The following is a 17,515-nucleotide window of genomic DNA, read 5'->3' on the forward strand; positions in this document are numbered from 1 at the left end:
TGGATATTTGGCCAGCCACAAATGTACGTGCTCATCCTATGGAGTCAGTGTCAACTGGACGTGTTATCCAATGCTGCGGGGATCGACTAAGCGTGCACATCCAGGCCAACGCTGTACGCTCTGTGAATATCGGTGCCTCTCGCGAATGGTAGATAGATAGATCGGGCAGGTGGCTTCTTATCCGGTAACTCACGAGTTTCGTGGGTGAGCCCCGTGCCGCAGCTCCACCGCCAGGACGATGGGGCCACTACATACCGTCTAGGCCTGAGGCCGAGTAGGTGCTGAACGGATGACGGGGTAATCCGACCACTCCCCGCCAGCAAGACGCGACCATGCTGCGGCTCTCGCTGGCGTGATACCGAGGAGGTCAGAGACCACACGCGGGTGCAGTTGCCGTGTCAACTTAATTAGCGCTGTCGCCCGTGCGCTCACGGCCATCAGCCCCTCCTTACGCAGGCGGATCCCCAATGGTCCAGCAGTCAGAGGTCGGCCAGGGATTCGACCTGGAAACAGCCACGTTCCCGAGCGACTTCGAGCCAACCCGAGCTGGCGAACAATCGCCTCCCCGAGCGGTTCCGGCAGATCGATCGGGTCAGTCCCAACTGTCAGCGTCACCGGTCGGGAATCAGCGTTGATCTGTGACTGTGTGATCGAGGTGATCCGCGTTAGAGGAAATCCGTAGTACAAAATCAGCAAGCCGGCGACGCGAGTTACGCTGTGCATATCGGTATCGGCAATGAACTGTCGTGCCATCTGCACTCTATGGTTGGCGGCATACTCGCGCCCCTCGAGAACACTTGGGCGGAATTCGACGCGAAGACTGCTCAGGCCATGCCGCCGTAACCAGCGGGTGAATGGTGCAAGCGCATCTCTTTGAACAGGTGAGCCGGTGAGGAACACGTCCAACATTCGTTTGGGATAAGTCATCAGACTCGCCTCCTGCAAACGAATCTCGCGAAGGAGTCGCTCGCAGTGTTTGAGCGCCATTCGCACCTTCTGGTACTGCGCTCGGGAGGAGATACTCGTCTTATTCGCGCCGAGCAGCTCCCACGCACAATACTGTCTAAGCACCAGGCGATCGCCGGGCTCCCCGATGCCGTCGAGCCAGGATTTCAGCCACTGTTCGAAGCGCATGGACGGCACATTCATTTCAGGCAACACACCGGATCGCACCAGCAAAGATAGAATGAACACCGCCCCTTGAGGGCTCTGAGCACGCGAATTGATGGCGTCTGCCTCCAACGGTAGCCGCCCGGTGACGATCTCGCGAAGGAGCGGTGCCGCGCTACCGGATTTACGTAGCCAGCGCTCCAAGGAGAGAGCTTTGTCATGATAGGTGAGCAGATAGTGCGCAAGAGGCGCCAATTCATCACGGATTTCTCCAGCCTCGTCGGCGAGAAGGTGCTGGATTATTATGGGGCGACGGCACTCGACACACAGATGGTGCTTGCGTACTTCGGAGATCGAGCCACACCCAGGACAGGCCATTGTGATGGGAGTGCCAGCGCATTCCGCACAGACATTTTTCTCATTCATATATCCGGTGAGAAGGACTTTGCGATTGCATTCAGGGCAGGGCTTAGGGCTTCGCATCGCGTAGTAGCAGCGGGCACACACTCGTCGTCCATCGAGGTGTGAGGTGATCCTTCCGCGGTTACCGCACAGTCCACAAATCTTGATCGGTGCCCTGTAGCAGTCGAGGCACACGGTTTCGGAACGGCGGACAACTGCAGTCGCATATCGGCCGCATCGCGAGCAGTCAGCAAATGACCGAGGATCCGCCCGCCAGCAGGTGCGGCAGAATCGCTGACCTTCAATGTTGCGCTGTACAGGTTTCACCTGGCCACAATTGGCACAGGCTATTGACCGAGCGTTCCTCTCACAGCGGGAACAACGACGACCCCCGCCCGATGTTTTGTGAGGCAGACGCAATGCCCGCCCGCACGACTCACAAGTCGGCAGAACCACCCGACTGGCCCTTGCCTCGACGAGCAGGTGCGCGAGGTCCTGAACAGTCACTGGTACGTTCCTGTGCCGTCCTTCAAGAAGACCCGGTTGCTTGAGAAGCGCAAGTTCCAGCAATCGCTGCGTCACCGGAGCCGGTGCGACTTCGGTAATGAGCTCGGCAAGGCGCTCGGCGGGAACCCCTGAAACTACCGGCTGTACGAGCTCAACGACCTCGCTTACCCGTGAGGTTTGTTTGCCTCCTGTCACAGCCAGAGTTATTTCGATTGGGGACGTCTGATAGTTGCTCGAACGGGACGCAGATCTCCGATCGAGCCGCGCGTCGGTTCTTCACCCACCGCTTTAGGAACAGCTATGGGCTCGCGGCGGGTGATCGTGACCAGGTCGTTGAGAGAGCAGTCCAGGGCGTCGCACAACGCAGCTAGAACATCGATGCGGACTCGCTGCGGCGGATGCGTGACGAGCCGATAGATTTGCTCGCGCGACAGATCGATTCCGCGTTCTTCGAGCAGCGGTTTCAGCTTCGTGGTCTGAAAGATTCCGCGAGAGGCCATCATACTTCGAAGGTGCCAGTCAGTTTCGAGTTCAATGGTCATTAGCTTCTCCTTCGGTTAGATCTTTCAGAGCCTCCGCGAGCACCCGGTTCTTATAGTCGGAACTCACCGAGGCATAAATCGTTGTTGTTGACGCATGCATGTGTCCGACCTGGTCCTGGACGAATCGGTCGGCATATCCAAACTCGAGCAAGTGGGTGACATAGGAATGACGGAGACTATGCAGAGTCAGCGCCTTCGACAACCCTGCTTCGTCTCGCAAATCAGCAAACCGTCGATCAAGATACCCGGCAGATACTCGGGTGCGTCGTTCGGTCACCCACAGCGCATCCAGGTCTCTTCCGGGAGCGAAACGTGATCGAGCTTGCTCGTTCCACTGCTGCATACCTGGAACCCACCAGTCGAACTCGGGCACCAGGAGCACAGTACGTCGCCGAGGTGCGCCGCCGCCAGCTGCTTTCGCCCACCTCACGTGAAGGGCACCATAGCACCCCCAGTGTCTCATTTTCGAACTGTAGTGGAGGTCAACAGTATCGAGCATCACCGCTTCCGTTCTACGCAGCCCGAAAGCGTAAATCGTCTTCAAAAGCTGCGCATCTCGTAAAGCACCCAGCGCCCCCTTGCGCCCAGAAGAAGCCAACGTATCGACACGTGCATCTGCCGTATCGAACAACAGCTCCACCTCCTCGTACGTCAACGGCCTGCGCTTTCCGTCACCTTCGAACTCGAAGCGGTGAGCGACCGTGTTCCACGGGAGACACACCTGTGAAGGCACTTCCCCAAATTGGTGATCACAGATTTCCATCCAGTCGTACAACGGGCTGGTGATGTAGTCACAAAACGTTCGGATCGCCCCATGGTTCTGTCGCAGTGTCGACAGAGTCAAGGAACGTCCGGCAGCGTCCCCAGTGAACTCATCCACGTCCGCGACCGTCCACTTCCACGGTGGCTTGTCAACGAACTCATGAAACCGCGAGACGATCGCTGTTCGACCGTCAATAGTCTGCTTGCGGAGCCCACGGGACAGCTGCTGATTCTCCCAACCAGACATCATGGCCTCAAATACCTGCTGCTCGGGTTTGACCAACGAGACGTTCGATCCCGAAGGCAACAGCCTGAACGCCGTGAGCGAGTCCCTATAATCTGTCATCAGATGCAACAATATATGATTACCTGCAACATAAAGTCAACCGCCCCGCTTACACTCCCTGTTTCGGCGGAAACAATCGGGGTATGCTGGAGTTCGGCTTAGCGGATAGTGACGTCCAGCAAGTATCGCCAGTTGCATTTGATGCAATATGCGATAGTTCGGCACACGTCGTCTCGTGGCGATGAAGACCGGTGCACCGGTGCTGCGCATCCGTTTGACCGACGGCTCTGAGAACGGGGGATTCGATGAACTGCTCATCTCCGCTCCCAATGCCGAAGAGGTGAGCGCCGCGCTGCGAAGGTCACCGAGGTGAGCGCCGCGCTTCAGGACTGAACTTGCGCAGCTGCGGTCGGCGGCAGCACTAACCTTCTGTGGATTCCTCGACCACCCTGTCTGTGGCCAGCAGGGTCCGGTCTCCGGCTCGAAGAGTTCCCACACCCCTCGATGTGAAGACGTCGGGAACTGCCACGATGCCCGAGCCCTCGGCAGGGTAGCCCCTGGCGATGCTGCCGGTGGCTGCGTTGTGGACCCGCAGACTCTCGCCCTCGCGCAGGTAGATGAGCCCGCCGACGGCAGCCTCTAAGACCACGGGCTCGGGCAGAGAGACGGGCAGTTCGTTCGTGCCCGTCTCATCGATGACCGTCAGGCCCTGCTCGTCCCTTGTGATGATCATCTCCGAGTTCGCATCTCGAGCGATCTCGCTGGCGGACTCGTCGAGGACATCACCAGTTTCTGCATCGATGACGGGCCCGGACCCATCGTGGGCATCGAGGTGGATGAGACCGTCGACCTGTTCGGGGAAGGCTGTGAGCCCCTCGACGCTCCAGTTGTGATCCGCCAGCGGAATCTCCCACGCGGTGTCTCCTCCGTCTGAGGCGGAGAGAGTGTCCTGATCAACACTGAGGATCGTCCCCTGATACTCGCCGAGGACGCGCGAGGTCGAGGATTCCTCATCTGCGACTTCACCAGAGTCAGAGTCGAGTGCCACAGCTTCTCCGTCATCGGTCTCGCCGTCATCGTCGGCGGGCGAGAAGACCGTTCCCGGGCCGTGCAGCGGACCGGGCACGTCTGCCGGGCCCCACCGCTGCTCACCCGATTCGAGGTCATAGGCGCTCGCCGTCACCTCGGTGCTGCAGCTTTCGTCAGATGCCGAGTCGGTGAGCACCGCCAGCGGTTTCCCCTCACTGTCGGCGGTCACGGTGAACCCGGTGCAGCCCGTGGGTCGCTGGGCCTGCCACAGGGTGGTGCCGTTGCTGTCGACGGCGCTGAAGTCCAGCCGATCCTCGCTGCTGCCTGCGGACAGGAACACATCGCCGAGGTGCTTGACGTCGAGATCCCAGTCCGGCTCCACGAGCTCGAGCGGTTCGACGATCAGAGGCAGCTGCAGGTCGGAGGCATCGACTGCGTCGAGTTCCGTACCGACCTGCTTCGGTTCGCGTTCGAGCTCGGGCGGTTCCTCGGCCGAGGTGCAGCCAAAGAGGGCCAGTATGGTGGTCAGCCCGATGGTCAGACTGCCGAATCCTCGCCTGGCCATCAGGGCCTTCGCTCGTCTCTGACCCGGTTCGGCGCCTTCGCGGTCTCGGTCCCGGTCTCGGTCTCCGATCCGGTCGCAGTCTCTGTCTGCTCCTGACTCTCGTCCCTGCCCGTCCTGTCCCTGTTGCGACGGCGCTCATGCCGGAACCACAGGGCGATGGCGACGACTGCCAACAGGCAGACGACGAGGATGTCGACCGTGGTCGACGTCCAGGAGCTCGCCCATTCCTGAATATGGGCAAGGGTTGAGGTTGAAACCAGAGACGGCGCCGAGACCAGACCGTTCGTCATCCAGAACACGATGCCGATGAGGATCATCAGGGCTCCGGTGATCATCGAGATGACGGGTAGCCGGCGGCCGAAGAAGTTGACCGAGCCTCCGCGCATGACCGACCTGGCTCGCGGCCCCATCCGCGACCACAGGGCCGCGATGATGAACAGCGGCACGACCATGCCGGCACCATAGATCGCCAGCATCACACCGCCGAGGAACACACTGCCACGTGTGGCCGCCAGAGTCAGGACCGCGCCGAGGATGGGCCCGGAGCAGACTCCGGCGATCCCGCTCGTGGCGCCGAGGAGGAATGTCTTCGTCGCTCCCGTCGCCGTTGCCGACTTGGACCTCATGGCGTCGGCGCCGGGCAGCGCCTTAGCGGGGTCGAAGCCGAAGCCGAAGAACTGGACGATGCCGAGAATGATGAGGATCGCCGAGGCGACGAGGACGATGGTGCCCCGATAGGCGGTGAAGAGCGCTCCCAGGGTTCCTGCCCCCATTCCCAAAGGGATGAGGACGAGCAGCATTCCTACGTAGAAGATGCCGCCGTGGAGCAGCAGTCGTGACCCGACCCCGACTGTGGAGCCGAAGAAGGCCGGCAGCAGCAGGGCCGCGCAGGGGCTGAGCAGAGCGAGGACGCCGCCGATGAAGGCGCTGAGCAATCCGATGTCCATCAGTTCGCTCCTTCCAGTTTCGCTTCGATGGCGTCGACGAAGACGCTGGTGGGCTGGGCCCCGACGTAGGGCTGAGAGTCGAGGATGAATGTCGGAGTCGAGAACGCGCCGAGTTCGGTGCCCATCGCCGCGTTCTTATCGACGGCCTCGGCCGTCTCAGACGAGTTCATGTCTTCCTCGAACTGGTCCATGTCGAGGCCGCTGTCGGCGGCCACGGAGGTCAGCGCTTCGGGCGAGAGCTCCTCCGGCGACCGTGGTTTGCCTCCGGCGAACAGCTTCTCGTGGAACTCCCAGTGCTTGTCCTGCAGGGCTGCGGCGTAGGCTGCCTCGGCTGCCTGTTCGGATGCGGATCCGAAGACGTTTACCTCGCGCCATTCGATGCGCAGATCACCGGAGTCGACGTAGTCGAGCATTGTCGGCAGAGTGTCCTGTGACCAGGCCGCACAGTACGGGCACTGATAGTCGGAGAAGACGACGAGCGTGACCGGGGCATCCACCGGTCCGTCGGCCAGGGGGTCGTCATCGTCAGTGTCGAAGTCGCTGAGATCCTTCTGCTCGGGATCTTCGACCTCGGTGACGACGACGTCCGGTTCCTTCTGTTTGCCGGAGGTCGAGAGGTCAGAATCATCGCCCTGCTCGCGATCCATGAGGAGGATCATGAGCACGAGAGCCAGGGCAATGGCGATGACCGTGAGGGGTATCCACCATCGGTATTGGGGCCTGAGCGCTTCGTGTCTCGGCATATCACCACTCCTGAGTTACTATGCGGCTTAGTAAAGTGTAGATGACGGCGGTCTGGCGCTGCCACCGTCAGCTCCGACTCGTGACCAACAGCGGTGTCTGCGGGTCACCGATGAGCGCGGCACCGGACTCGGAGATGTGGTGGGGCGACCCGAGGCGTTCGATCGCCTCGAGCAGGGCAGTGCCGCCTTCGGCCCGGCTTCCGTCCCGGGCAGATCTGGCAGTGACCGGCCGTTCCGTCTCCGCGCGATCTGAGTCATGACCGCTCGAGGAGCCGCTCCCACTTGTCGAGCGGCTCCCATTTGATGAGCGGCTCCCACTCTCCGAGTCGAAGACGATGAGACCGGCTCCTACGGCAGCGACCTCGGCGTTCTCGGGCAAAGGCGTGTTCCAGCGTTTGGTCCCGTCAGAGTCGAACCCGAGCAGATCGGACCCGGCGGTGACCAGGGTCTCGCTCGATGAGTCGAACCAGGCCCCAGAGATATTCGAATCGACGCTCGCCCCCGAGTCCAGGTCGATGAGCATTCGCTCCTCGCTACCGGCATCGCCCAGCAGCGCGTGGGTTTCACCGATCGGCTCCCAGGGAACCTCCCGGGCCTCGGAGGCAGACAAACCGAAGTCCTCAGCTGCCCGAGTCCAGAGCCTGTGCCCGTCGAGATCCTCCCCGACGATGTCGCCGTCCTGACTGCGAATGAGGTGCTCACCGAACAGCGCGACCACCCGCGGCGAGGCGTCGTCGCTCTCATTCTCGGTTTCGACAGCGGCCACATCTCCGGTGGCCGGGTCGAGCGCGGTGCGGGGCCCGGCGATTCCGATGAAGTCCTTCGGTGCGCCCGCGAAGACGAGGCCGTTGCCCAGCATCGCTCCGGGTGTTTCCACCGGTCCCCACCGTTTCTGGCCGGTTGTGAGGTCATAGCCGCTCGCCGTCGGTGTGAGTGAGTCACCTGTCGCAGAGCCCTGGTCCATGAGGACTGCGATGGGTCCGTCATCGGTGGTGGTGACGAGGTAGGCGGAACAGGCGCGGGGACGCTGTGCCGTCCACAGAACCTGACCACCCGAGTCGACGGCGCGATATTCGAGGCTGTCGTCGTTCTCGTGCATCGACAGGAACGTCCCGTCCGCTTCCTGGGCCGGGGCGTCCCAGCCGGGGTCGACGGTGCGTTCCGCAGCGGAAGCGCTGCCTGATTCACCCGACTCGACGCTCGCAGCTTCACCGGAGTCGAAGCTCGGAGCTTGTGAGCCTGCCGTGCTCGGTTCGGACGACTGTGAGCCCGAGCCGAACCCCGAGCAGGCGCTGAGTCCGAGGGCAACGACGAGAGTGAGGGGGAGAACCGCCGAGGCGGTGGACCGTGGTCGCACGCCTTCTCAGCCTTCCGCCTCGGCGAGGGCTTCGTCAACGGCGCCGACGAATGCCTTGGTCGGCTGCGCACCCACGAGAGGTTTGCCGCCGATGACGAATGTCGGGGTGCTGGCCACGCCCAGCGAGTAGCCCTCTTGGGCCGTGGCGTCGAACTCTTCGTGAGCCTCGACCGAATTCATGTCTCCCTTGAACTTCGTGGGATCGAGGCCGAGGTCCTTGGCGGTCGACACCAGAGAGTCGTCGTCGAGCTCGGACTTCGGGGGATGTTCGCCGCCTTCGAACAGGGTGTTGTGGAACTTCCAGTACTTGCCTTGGAGTCCGGCGGCATAGGCCGCGCGAGCTGCCCTCTCCGACTCCTCACCGAAGACGGCGAGGTCGCGCATCTCGATCCGCAGATCGCCCTTGTCCACGTAGTCCATCATGGCCGGCATCGTCTCCTCGTTCCAGGACGCGCAGTACGGGCACTGATAGTCGGAGAACATCACGAGAGTCACCGGCGCATCGACCTCGCCGAGCGCGTGGCTGTCGCCCTCGACCCTGTGCTCGACGAACGACAGATCGACCTCCTCGGTGCCGGATTCGGACTCGCCGCCGGATCCCGACTCGCTCTGCGAATGCGCGTTCGCGCTGTCCTCGGACGGGCCCTGGTTGACGATGACCACGCCGATGAGCACCGCAGCGAGGATGATGACAGCCAAGGGCACGAGCCACACCATGGGGCCGCGAGCAGAACGGAACACGGGAACCTCCTGAGGAAGTCGGGTCGGAAGAGTCGGATCAGAGCGCAGCCGAGGCAACGCATGATGGAACTTTACTATCTGGCATAGTATACTAACTCCCATAGTAAACAGACTGTTCGACGCTGCGCAAAGAAGGGACCAAGGTGCTGTTCTCATATCTCTCCGACGCGACCCGGGCGCTTCGCATGTGGAACACCCGCCGCATCCTCGTCGCCATTGCGACCGCCGGCGCCTCCGTGTTCATCATCGGAATGTCCACGGTGCTCATCCCCAATTCCTTCTTCTCCAGAGACATTCCACCGGTGTGGTGGGACTATCCGGTCTGGATTCTCATGTCGGTCCTCCTGGGCGTGCTCATCGCCACCTATGTCCGCGAGCCCGGCGCTCGCGCGACGAGTCCCCGTGGGACCCAGGACGTCGCCGATGAGGGAACGGGGACGGTCGAAGGCGCCGAGGCTGCCAAAGCCGAGGTGGTCGATGACCGGTCCGAGCGCCGCGGGGGCACGTTCGGCACCGTCGGCGGCATGCTCGGCTGGTTCGCCGTCGGCTGCCCGGTGTGCAATAAGATCGCGCTCGTCGTGCTCGGTTACACTGGGGCTCTCACATACTTCGCACCGCTTCAGCCCGTGCTGGCGGTCCTGTCGGTCGTCCTGCTGCTGGTCGCGGTGGTCGTCCGTCTCAAGGGGCAGTTCTCCTGCCCGGTGCCCACTCGCGAAAGGAGCCGTCTGCCATGACATCGGAATCGGCCGCGACCGAGAAATCATCGCCGATCCGCCTCGGCGCGCTCGAACAGCAGGTCATGGACCTGCTGTGGGACGAGGGGCCGTTGACGGTCAGGCAGATCATCGAAGCCTCGGACAACGTTCCCGCCTATACGACGATCGCGACAGTGCTGACCAATCTTGAACGCAAGCACCTGGTCCAACGTGAACGTCAGGGCCGATCAGTCCTCCACACCCCGAATATCAGCCGCGAAGAGCACGCCGCGACACTCATGCAGAAAGCACTGGTCAACGGGGGAGACCGGGCGGCATCGATCCTGCACTTCGTCGACGGCATCGGCGCCGAGGACATCGAACTCCTGCGCAGCTACCTCAACTCCAAGGATGAGCACGGATGAGTCTGCTGCTCATCGGCGCGGGAGCGGCCGCACTGTTCGCCCTCATCACCTGGATCGGTCCCTTTCTTGTGAGGACGGCTGCCCCGGTTCTCATGCGAGCACCGCGACTCGCTGTGTTCGGGCTCCTGTCCGTGCCCCTGATGTGGTGGGCGGTCGTCGCCGCCTTGAGCCTGCTGGCCGCCTCACTGTTCCAAGGTCCTGACGTGCTTCCGGTTCCCCTCGCGGACGTCTGTTCGCGCTGCCTCATCGCGGCCAGTCCGTTCCCGGACCTCGCACGAGTCGAAACCCTGATCCCGGTCGTCCTCTTCCTCGTCTTCCCACTCCTGGTCTCCGTCTTCTCCGTCGTGTGGGGTCTTCGCCAGCGCGCACGACGCCGCCGGGAGAACTCCTCCGCTGCGGCGCGGCTGCTGCGCGGCTCGACCATCGCCGATATCAACGGCCGGTCGCTGAACGTCCTCGACAAGGAAACTCCCTTCGCCTTCTCGCTGCCGCATAAGTACGGGGGCGTGGTCGTCTCCCAGGCGCTGTGCTCGAGCCTGGAGAAGGACGAGCTCACCGCCGTGCTCGAACACGAAAGAGCCCACGTCGAGGGCGGGCATCATCGGATCATGGCGATCATCGACACGTTCGTGCGGCCGCTGTCGTTCATTCCCCTGTTCGCCGAGGTGGCCGCCTCCATCCCCCTCTACCTTGAGATCGCCGCCGACGACCGTGCACGACGAACCGCGGGAACTCCGGCTCTGGCCAGCGCCCTGCTCAAGATCGGGCAGCCCACGGACGTGACCGGCCACCTCAGCGGATCCTATGCCCTCAACATCGCCGGACCCGACCGGATCCGGCAATTGGTCTCACCCGCTGACATGACGTCCGGGGTGCTGCCCGTCATGGCACTCGCCAGTGTGCTCGCCGCTTTCGTCACGGTCTTCTCCTCGGTGTTCTACTCCTACGCCACGGTCCTGGCCACCGGTTGCGTCATGCCCTGACCCAAGCACTGTCGGTGCACTGGCTGCGCACGGACGGGCCGACGCTGTCGAACCAGATCCGCGCCTTGTCCACGTGCTGCACGCCGTGGTCACCAGCCGGACTCATTCCACCGCAGCCGAGCCGAGGACTACCATGCTGGAGTGGAGCGCGAGGAGAGTGACGGGTGAACAGGAGAGAGCACGGGGCACCGGGACGAGGCCTTCTGACGGTCCTGTTGGGTGCTGTCGGCTCAGGGCCGCTCCTGCTCTACGGACTCAGCGCTGTCAGCGACTCGATCATCGTCGACCTGGGCATCTCGGAAGCCCAGTTCGGTTTGTTGGCCACTGTCTGTTTCGCCTGCGCAGCCATCGGCAATGCGACCCTGGGGCGGGTAGCGGACAGGCACTCCGACGTGTCTCTGATGACGCTGGTCTTCGTGCTCGCCGCAGCAGCGATGGCGCTGGTCGCAGTCCCTGCAGGTTTTTGGATGCTGCTCGCCGCCGCAGGCATCTCGGGCATCGCCCAATCCTTCCCCAACGGCGTCACCAATCGGGTCCTTCTCGAGCGTGTGCCGGTCACGAAGCGGATCGGTTGGGTGGGGGTCAAGCAGTCCGGAGTTCAGGCCAGTCAGCTGACGGCGAGCCTGGCCTTCCCGATGCTGGCGGCGGCTGCCGGATGGCGGGGCGCGGCGCTGGCCATCGCGATCGTCCCCCCTCATCCTCATGGTGCTGATGTGGCATTCTCTGCGCGTGACACCGCTGTTGACACTCACCGCCTCGCACCCTGCTGACACCACTGAGGCGACCGACACCAGGGCGACCGACACCGGGGCGACCGACACCGGGGCGACCGATGCTGTTCCCACCTCCTCCCCGCGGCACCCGGGTATGGTGTGGGCCCTGGCGGCCTTCGGGCTGCTCAACGGAATCGGGGTCCAGGCGACCAACGTCTACATGCCGCTGTTCTCCGTGCGTGAGCTGGGATTCTCACTCGTGCTCGGCGGCGTCACCGCGGCGGTGGCCGGTGCGATCGGTGTGGCCGCTCGAGTGGGTTGGGCCAGGCAGATGGCCCGTGGTGCTTCCGGTACACACCTGCTGCTGCTTCTTGCGCTGATCGCCACGGCTGGCGCAGCGATGTTCTACGGCGCAGGAGCATCCGGCTGGGTATGGATGCTGTGGGTCGCTGCGGCGCTGCACGGCACCTCGGCGCTCGGTGTCTCTGTGGTGCTGATGAGCGCGCTCATGCGGTCGATCCCCTCGACGTCGATGGCCTCCGCCAGCGGAATGGTCACGGCAGGCATGTTCACCGGGTTCTCCCTGGGACCGTTGGGCATGGGCGTGCTCGTCAGCTCACCCGGCGGCTTCCAGCTGGGCTGGGCCGCTGTCGGGCTGGTCTACCTGCTCTGCGTGCTGTTGGCAGTGGTGCTCATTCGCAAGTCGAGCAGAAACTGAGGAAGGATACTCTCCCTCGGGAATGATCACCAGCCCCTGTCGGGCCCTTCGCGACGTGCTTAAAATCCTCAAAATGGTGCCGGGGCGATACGGTGTCGGTGCGTTGCAGAGATACGGTGAGGTGTCTGATGAGCAAGGATGTCGAACTCGGTACGGTCAGCACAGATGTGCCTGCCCGTTTGGACCGGCTTCCGTGGGCGCGCTTCCACTGGATGGTCGTCGTCGGCCTCGGCAGCGTCTGGATCCTCGACGGACTCGAAGTCACGATGGTCGGCAATGTCGCCGCCCGGATGACCGAAGAGGGCAGCGGCATCGATATGACCGCTGGCCAGATCGGAATGGCGGGTGCGATCTACGTGCTCGGGGCGTGCGTCGGTGCCATCGTCTTCGGCCAGCTCACCGACCGATTCGGGCGGCGAAAGCTCTTCCTCATCACCCTCATCCTCTATCTCGTCGCCACGGTGGCAACGGCGTTCTCATTCTCCGCGTGGTATTTCTTCCTCGTCCGCTTCCTCACGGGTGCTGGGATCGGCGGCGAATACGCAGCAGTGAACTCCGCGATCGATGAACTCATTCCCGCTCGGGTGAGAGGCCGGATCGACCTCATCATCAACGGCTCCTACTGGCTCGGCGCCGCAGGTGGTGCCGCCACGACGCTGTTCTTCCTCAACACCGACATTCTGCCGAAGATGATCGGCTGGCGTCTGGCCTTCGCCGTGGGCATGCTGCTGGCGATCTTCGTCTTCGTCGTCCGCAAGAACGTCCCGGAGAGTCCGCGGTGGCTGTTCATCCATGGCCGGCAGGACGAGGCCGAACGCGTCGTCGGCGAGATCGAGAACGGCATCGAAGCCGAAACCGCGCAGACACTGCCCGCGCCGGACAAGACCATCACTGTGCGGCAGCGGAAGACGATCTCCTTCGTCGAGATCATGCGAGTCGCCTTCAAGCTCTACCCGAAGCGAGCGGTCCTCTGCCTCGTCCTCTTCGTCGGTCAGGCCTTCCTCTACAACGGGATCACGTTCAATCTCGGGACGCTGTTCAACGGCTTCTACGGAGTCGCCGCCACAACTGTGCCGATCTTCATCATCCTGTGGTCGCTGAGCAACTTCGCCGGGCCCGTGATCCTGGGCAGATTCTTCGACACCATCGGGCGCAAACCGATGATCTCCTTCAGCTACATCGGATCAGCGGTCGTCGCCGTCGTTCTCGCGGGCGTCTTCAATGCCGACATCGGAGGAGAATGGCTCTTCCTGCTCATCCTCGTCGTGTGCTTCTTCCTCGCCTCCTCCGGTGCCAGCGCAGCCTACCTCACGGTCAGTGAGATCTTCCCCATGGAGACCAGGGCACTGGCGATCGCGTTCTTCTACGCCATCGGCACGGCCGCTGGCGGCATTGTCGGCCCACTGCTGTTCGGCGGGATGATCGAGTCCGGTGACCGGTCGCTGGTCGCAATGGCGTTCTGCATCGGTGCGGGCGTCATGGCCCTCGGGGGAGTGGCCGAACTCATCTTCGGGGTCAAGGCCGAAGGAGCCGACCTCGAGGCCATCGCCCGTCCGCTGACGGCCGAGGACGCTGACGAAGAAACGGAAGAGACCGCCGAGGCGGGGGAGCGGGATGCGGATCAGAGCCGACGGCAGAAGCTGCGCCCGGGTCCAGGATCGGCGGGCGTGTATGCCCCGTGGCCGTCGGTGTCCTCACGCGATGTGCCACCGGAGGTCTCCGGCAACGAGGTGCAGGGCATCATCGACTACGTCCGCGACATGCAGCCGGTCTCCGAGACGGAGCTGCACCGCGCCATCGGTGCCCGCCGCTGGGGACCGGGTCGGTTCCACTCCGCGGTGCGCGAAGCCATCAGGCAGGGGCACATCAGACGCAGCCGTCGCGGCAGACTGGAGACGACGGACCGGGAATCTGAGGCATAGACACTGCCCCGGCGTCCCACAGTAGGATCGGGAGTATGCGTAAACGTGTGCTCATCATTGTCTTGGCCGTCGTCGCGGTGCTGGCCCTGGTCGCCAGTATGCTCGGCGGCGCTCCCTATTGAGCCCTATTGAGCCCCCAGTCTCAGACAGGGCCTGACGCAGGCACATTGTGAGGAGTGGACCATGGCTCCGTCGGCGGAGCCGAGAGGAATTCGGAGCGTGCCGCACTTCGAATCCAAGCGTCGTGTCGAAGAGTACCTCGGTCTTCTTCACGGACAACGTCGCCGCAACGAGGCCACTCCGAGACCGGATCGAATCGATCGTCACCCGGCGAGGAGATCCGACAGATCCAGTGAGGAGATACGTGGTGCTCCGGGACAGCTCAGAGCTGCACTGTACCCAGGACGGCACGGGACGGAGGCGATGTTCAGCTGGTTCAGGTCCGAGTACGCGGCAGCGCTGATTGAGGCGGTCCACTGCGCAGCAGAATGAGCCGGTGATGTCGCAGCAGCGGCCCGGACGACTTCGAGCTTGTTGGGTGCCACGGCGAGCCCATGTCCTGTTGTCTTCACCGCGGCTTCTTTGGCCACCCAGAGTTCGAGCCGTCTGCGTACCCCGTCCCCACCGTGGGGAACAGATTCCGTCGGAGCGAGTGCGTAGTCATCGAAGCCGGTGAACACCTCGGCGGGAATGCGTTCGACATCGACGCCGATGGGTGAGGAAGGCGGTGCCGAGGCGACCAGCAGCATGTCCCCCGAACGGGACATGCTGAGCTCCGCACCCGCGACCTCCCCAGCGATCTGAGGCTTGCCATGGGGGCCGCCGCAGCTGCGACACGTGCGGGTGAACCTCAGCTCACCGGCGTTGCTCGGATCGAGCCCCAGGCTGCGGGCGGCCAAGAGCCGGAAAATCAGATGCCCACAGCGATAGCCGGCCCGATCGTCGGCACGCCGAAACCGGTTGGAACGATCAATCTCGTCGGATGACAGCACCGAGTCGAGCCAGCTGTGCTCGGCACACGCCCGGCGAACTGTGCCGACATCGCAGAGGATGTACTCGATGGCTGCTGCGGTCATCGCCTGCTGATGCTTCGGTACTGGGACACGGCAACGGTGGAGAAGATCGCAATGACTGCCACGCAGCTGATCACCGCGTAGAGAATCGGATTGTCGGCCGCCCATCCCGAACCCGAGGTGTACCCAGCGGGAGAGACATTGCCGAAGAGTTCTCGGACACTGGTGGCCACGGCCGTGACCGGATTCCACGCGGCGATCGTCTGCAGAGGGCCGGGAAGCGTGTCGATCGAGACGAAGGCACCGGAGAGGAAGGTGACGGGAAAGAGCCAGATCAGGCCGAGGCTCTGAGCCACCTCGACACTTCGCGCCGTCAACGCGATGAACGCACCGATCCACGACATGGCGAAGCCGAAGAGGAGCAGGAGCAGGATGCCGAGGATCGCTGACCCCGGACCCTCGGTGATGCGCCACCCGATGATCAGTCCGCAGACCATGGTGACCACAATGGAGATCGCGCCGGTGGCCAGATCGGATGTGGTCCGGCCCAGGATGACGGCCACCCGAGACATCGGCAGCGACCGGAACCGGTCGATGAGCCCCAGCTGGAGGTCCTTGGCGAGGTAGACGGCGGTGAAGGAGGAATTGAAGGTCAGTGTCTGAGCCAGGATCCCGCCGATGAGGAACTCCCGATACGGCGCACCGCCCAGGCTGCCGCCGAAGACGAACGCGAGCAGGAACACGAAGATCACCGGTTGCACGACTCCGGTGACCAGTGCCCCGGGAGTGCGGCGCACGGTGAGCAGGTTGCGCCAGGCGATGACGGAACTGTCGCGTGCCGCCGAGGTGATGGCGCTCATGCTCCCACCTCGGCTTCCGAACGCGCCTGAGGCGAAGGCTCCGCCGAGGCCGGGTGCCCGGTCAGGTCCAGGAAGACGTCGTCGAGTGTCGGCCGGGTCAGGGCCGCCTCGGTGACGACGATTCCGCCTTGTTCGAGGGCGCCGAGCACCTCAAGCAGAGTTCTCTGCCCCTGGGGGGCCGGGACAGTGAGGTGCTGCCGGGTCGAGTCCAGCTGCGGCCTGACCGAGCCTCCGAGGATGCGTTCGAGGACGCGCAGAGTCTCGTCAAGAGCATCGGGGCTGGTCAGCGTCAGTGCGATCCGTTCGGCGCCGAGGCTGACCTTGAGCTCGTTCGAGGTCCCCTCCGCGATGACTCGGCCGGAGTCGATGACGGCGATGCGATCCGCCAGCTGATCGGCCTCTTCCAGGTATTGGGTCGTCAGCAGCACGGTGGTGCCCTGTCCGACAAGAGTGGAGATGACGTCCCAGGTGTCCAGCCTGCCGCGCGGGTCGAGGCCCGTGGTGGGTTCGTCGAGGATGACCACCGGCGGTCGGAAGACCAGAGCCGAGGCCAGGTCCAGGCGTCGTCGCATGCCACCGGAATAGGCGCCGGCGCGTTTGTCGCGGACGTCGACGAGGGCGAACTCCCGGAGCAGTTCGTGAGCCCGTGCGCGCGAATCGCTGCGGCCCATCCCGTAGAGACGGGCGACCATGAGGAGGTTCTCGTAGCCGGTGAGCTTCTCATCGACGGCCGCATATTGTCCCGACAATCCGATGCTGCGGCGCACAGCGGTGGGATCGGCGATCACCGAATTCCCCGCCACGCTCGCATCGCCGGAGTCGGGACGAATCAGCGTGGACAGAACTTTGACCGTGGTGGTCTTGCCTGCCCCATTGGGCCCCAGCAGCCCGAAGATCTGTCCCTGGTCGACCTGCAGGTCGATTCCGTCCAAGGCTCTGAAGCTTCCGAAGTTCTTTCTCAGTTGGTCAATGCGGATCACTATGACGCGATCTCGGCCAGCCGGCGCGGAGTGATGTCCGTCCAATTCGCCTCGACGAATTCGAGGCATTCATCGCGCTCGGCCGGGCCGAAGGCGATGGCCCACCCCGCGGGAGCATCGGCGAACGACGGCCACAGAGAATGCTGCTGAAGATCATTGACGAGCACGCGGAAAGTCGCTGTGGTGTCATCGAAGGGGTTATTCACGTTTCCTCA

The 17,515-nt window shown here is 63.4% G+C and carries 19 protein-coding genes; 7 read left to right on the plus strand and 12 right to left on the minus strand.

Annotation, left to right across the window (positions count from 1 at the left end; genetic code table 11):
- Nucleotides 1-258: 258 nt before the first annotated feature.
- The 3 genes from BLT92_RS13675 to BLT92_RS13685 form a co-directional block, all read right to left on the minus strand.
- The gene (locus BLT92_RS13675; RefSeq protein ID WP_231938832.1) at nucleotides 259-1,536 is read right to left on the minus strand and encodes a hypothetical protein; all 1,278 of its coding nucleotides are present in this window, start codon (nucleotides 1,534-1,536) and stop codon (nucleotides 259-261) included.
- Nucleotides 1,537-2,222: 686 nt separating this feature from the next.
- On the minus strand, nucleotides 2,223-2,561 hold the full coding sequence (locus BLT92_RS13680) for a helix-turn-helix domain-containing protein (RefSeq protein WP_092106400.1): 339 nt from the start codon (nucleotides 2,559-2,561) through the stop codon (nucleotides 2,223-2,225).
- Nucleotides 2,551-3,606 (minus strand): tyrosine-type recombinase/integrase, encoded by a 1,056-nt coding sequence (locus tag BLT92_RS13685; protein WP_092109348.1) that lies wholly within the window; start codon nucleotides 3,604-3,606, stop codon nucleotides 2,551-2,553. Before BLT92_RS13685 ends, BLT92_RS13680 begins: the two co-directional genes overlap by 11 nt.
- 244 nt (nucleotides 3,607-3,850) lie before the next feature.
- Here BLT92_RS13685 and BLT92_RS21055 point away from each other — a divergent pair, with 244 nt between their 5' ends.
- On the plus strand, nucleotides 3,851-3,982 hold the full coding sequence (locus BLT92_RS21055; RefSeq protein WP_269457369.1) for a hypothetical protein: 132 nt from the start codon (nucleotides 3,851-3,853) through the stop codon (nucleotides 3,980-3,982).
- 48 nt (nucleotides 3,983-4,030) lie between these two features.
- Here the strand turns inward: BLT92_RS21055 and BLT92_RS13690 are convergent, their stop codons facing one another.
- From BLT92_RS13690 to BLT92_RS13710, 5 genes are all read right to left on the minus strand, one after another.
- On the minus strand, nucleotides 4,031-5,203 hold the full coding sequence (locus BLT92_RS13690; RefSeq protein WP_092106402.1) for a hypothetical protein: 1,173 nt from the start codon (nucleotides 5,201-5,203) through the stop codon (nucleotides 4,031-4,033).
- A complete protein-coding gene (locus BLT92_RS13695; protein WP_231938833.1) occupies nucleotides 5,203-6,150 on the minus strand; it encodes a cytochrome c biogenesis CcdA family protein in 948 nt (315 codons plus the stop codon). Before BLT92_RS13695 ends, BLT92_RS13690 begins: the two co-directional genes overlap by 1 nt.
- Nucleotides 6,150-6,893 (minus strand): DsbA family protein, encoded by a 744-nt coding sequence (locus tag BLT92_RS13700; protein ID WP_092106404.1) that lies wholly within the window; start codon nucleotides 6,891-6,893, stop codon nucleotides 6,150-6,152. The genes BLT92_RS13695 and BLT92_RS13700 overlap by 1 nt, the downstream gene beginning before the upstream one ends.
- A gap of 67 nt (nucleotides 6,894-6,960) precedes the next feature.
- The gene (locus tag BLT92_RS13705; RefSeq protein ID WP_092106406.1) at nucleotides 6,961-8,250 is read right to left on the minus strand and encodes a hypothetical protein; all 1,290 of its coding nucleotides are present in this window, start codon (nucleotides 8,248-8,250) and stop codon (nucleotides 6,961-6,963) included.
- 6 nt (nucleotides 8,251-8,256) lie between these two features.
- Nucleotides 8,257-8,991, minus strand: coding sequence for a DsbA family protein (locus tag BLT92_RS13710; protein WP_197679616.1), 735 nt, complete (start codon nucleotides 8,989-8,991; stop codon nucleotides 8,257-8,259).
- Nucleotides 8,992-9,134: 143 nt separating this feature from the next.
- Between BLT92_RS13710 and BLT92_RS13715 the strand changes: the two genes are divergently transcribed.
- The 6 genes from BLT92_RS13715 to BLT92_RS13735 all read left to right on the plus strand — a co-directional run bounded on the left by BLT92_RS13715 (nucleotide 9,135) and on the right by BLT92_RS13735 (nucleotide 14,447).
- Nucleotides 9,135-9,725, plus strand: a complete 591-nt coding sequence (locus BLT92_RS13715; protein ID WP_092106410.1) for a hypothetical protein — start codon at nucleotides 9,135-9,137, stop codon at nucleotides 9,723-9,725.
- Nucleotides 9,722-10,111 carry a BlaI/MecI/CopY family transcriptional regulator gene (locus tag BLT92_RS13720; RefSeq protein WP_092106412.1) on the plus strand — a complete coding sequence of 130 codons (390 nt, stop codon included), beginning with the start codon at nucleotides 9,722-9,724 and terminating at the stop codon, nucleotides 10,109-10,111. The genes BLT92_RS13715 and BLT92_RS13720 overlap by 4 nt, the downstream gene beginning before the upstream one ends.
- Nucleotides 10,108-11,094 carry a M56 family metallopeptidase gene (locus BLT92_RS13725; RefSeq protein WP_092106414.1) on the plus strand — a complete coding sequence of 329 codons (987 nt, stop codon included), beginning with the start codon at nucleotides 10,108-10,110 and terminating at the stop codon, nucleotides 11,092-11,094. Before BLT92_RS13720 ends, BLT92_RS13725 begins: the two co-directional genes overlap by 4 nt.
- A gap of 164 nt (nucleotides 11,095-11,258) precedes the next feature.
- The gene (locus tag BLT92_RS20910) at nucleotides 11,259-11,864 is read left to right on the plus strand and encodes an MFS transporter (protein ID WP_231938834.1); all 606 of its coding nucleotides are present in this window, start codon (nucleotides 11,259-11,261) and stop codon (nucleotides 11,862-11,864) included.
- Nucleotides 11,824-12,525, plus strand: a complete 702-nt coding sequence (locus BLT92_RS20915; RefSeq protein ID WP_231938835.1) for an MFS transporter — start codon at nucleotides 11,824-11,826, stop codon at nucleotides 12,523-12,525. The genes BLT92_RS20910 and BLT92_RS20915 overlap by 41 nt, the downstream gene beginning before the upstream one ends.
- A 128-nt stretch (nucleotides 12,526-12,653) precedes the next feature.
- A complete protein-coding gene (locus BLT92_RS13735) occupies nucleotides 12,654-14,447 on the plus strand; it encodes an MFS transporter (RefSeq protein WP_092106416.1) in 1,794 nt (597 codons plus the stop codon).
- Between the two features lie 323 nt (nucleotides 14,448-14,770).
- On the opposite strand, the gene BLT92_RS13740 is transcribed toward BLT92_RS13735, so the two are convergent.
- From BLT92_RS13740 to BLT92_RS13755, 4 genes are read right to left on the minus strand one after another with little or no spacing between them, the layout of a single operon-like run.
- Complete coding sequence (locus BLT92_RS13740; protein WP_092106418.1) at nucleotides 14,771-15,523, minus strand: 4'-phosphopantetheinyl transferase family protein; 753 nt, start codon at nucleotides 15,521-15,523, stop codon at nucleotides 14,771-14,773.
- Nucleotides 15,520-16,320, minus strand: a complete 801-nt coding sequence (locus tag BLT92_RS13745; protein ID WP_092106420.1) for an ABC transporter permease — start codon at nucleotides 16,318-16,320, stop codon at nucleotides 15,520-15,522. Before BLT92_RS13745 ends, BLT92_RS13740 begins: the two co-directional genes overlap by 4 nt.
- Nucleotides 16,317-17,252: an ATP-binding cassette domain-containing protein gene (locus tag BLT92_RS13750; RefSeq protein WP_456236396.1), complete on the minus strand. Its 936-nt coding sequence runs from the start codon at nucleotides 17,250-17,252 to the stop codon at nucleotides 16,317-16,319. The genes BLT92_RS13745 and BLT92_RS13750 overlap by 4 nt, the downstream gene beginning before the upstream one ends.
- A 47-nt stretch (nucleotides 17,253-17,299) precedes the next feature.
- Nucleotides 17,300-17,506 (minus strand): MbtH family protein, encoded by a 207-nt coding sequence (locus BLT92_RS13755; RefSeq protein ID WP_009884248.1) that lies wholly within the window; start codon nucleotides 17,504-17,506, stop codon nucleotides 17,300-17,302.
- Nucleotides 17,507-17,515: the final 9 nt, after the last annotated feature.

Origin of the sequence: Brevibacterium picturae (genome assembly GCF_900105045.1) — a bacterium.
GTDB classification, from domain to species: domain Bacteria; phylum Actinomycetota; class Actinomycetes; order Actinomycetales; family Brevibacteriaceae; genus Brevibacterium; species Brevibacterium picturae.

Coding starts and splice junctions, on each gene's coding strand:
- BLT92_RS13695 (WP_231938833.1), bottom strand. CDS start 6,150: ATGGACATCGGATTGCTCAGCGCCTTCATCGGCGGCGTCCTCGCTCTG.
- BLT92_RS13720 (WP_092106412.1), top strand. CDS start 9,722: ATGACATCGGAATCGGCCGCGACCGAGAAATCATCGCCGATCCGCCTC.
- BLT92_RS21055 (WP_269457369.1), top strand. CDS start 3,851: ATGAAGACCGGTGCACCGGTGCTGCGCATCCGTTTGACCGACGGCTCT.
- BLT92_RS13675 (WP_231938832.1), bottom strand. CDS start 1,536: ATGAATGAGAAAAATGTCTGTGCGGAATGCGCTGGCACTCCCATCACA.
- BLT92_RS13745 (WP_092106420.1), bottom strand. CDS start 16,320: ATGAGCGCCATCACCTCGGCGGCACGCGACAGTTCCGTCATCGCCTGG.
- BLT92_RS13680 (WP_092106400.1), bottom strand. CDS start 2,561: ATGACCATTGAACTCGAAACTGACTGGCACCTTCGAAGTATGATGGCC.
- BLT92_RS13735 (WP_092106416.1), top strand. CDS start 12,654: ATGAGCAAGGATGTCGAACTCGGTACGGTCAGCACAGATGTGCCTGCC.
- BLT92_RS13700 (WP_092106404.1), bottom strand. CDS start 6,893: ATGCCGAGACACGAAGCGCTCAGGCCCCAATACCGATGGTGGATACCC.
- BLT92_RS13690 (WP_092106402.1), bottom strand. CDS start 5,203: ATGGCCAGGCGAGGATTCGGCAGTCTGACCATCGGGCTGACCACCATA.
- BLT92_RS13740 (WP_092106418.1), bottom strand. CDS start 15,523: ATGACCGCAGCAGCCATCGAGTACATCCTCTGCGATGTCGGCACAGTT.
- BLT92_RS13725 (WP_092106414.1), top strand. CDS start 10,108: ATGAGTCTGCTGCTCATCGGCGCGGGAGCGGCCGCACTGTTCGCCCTC.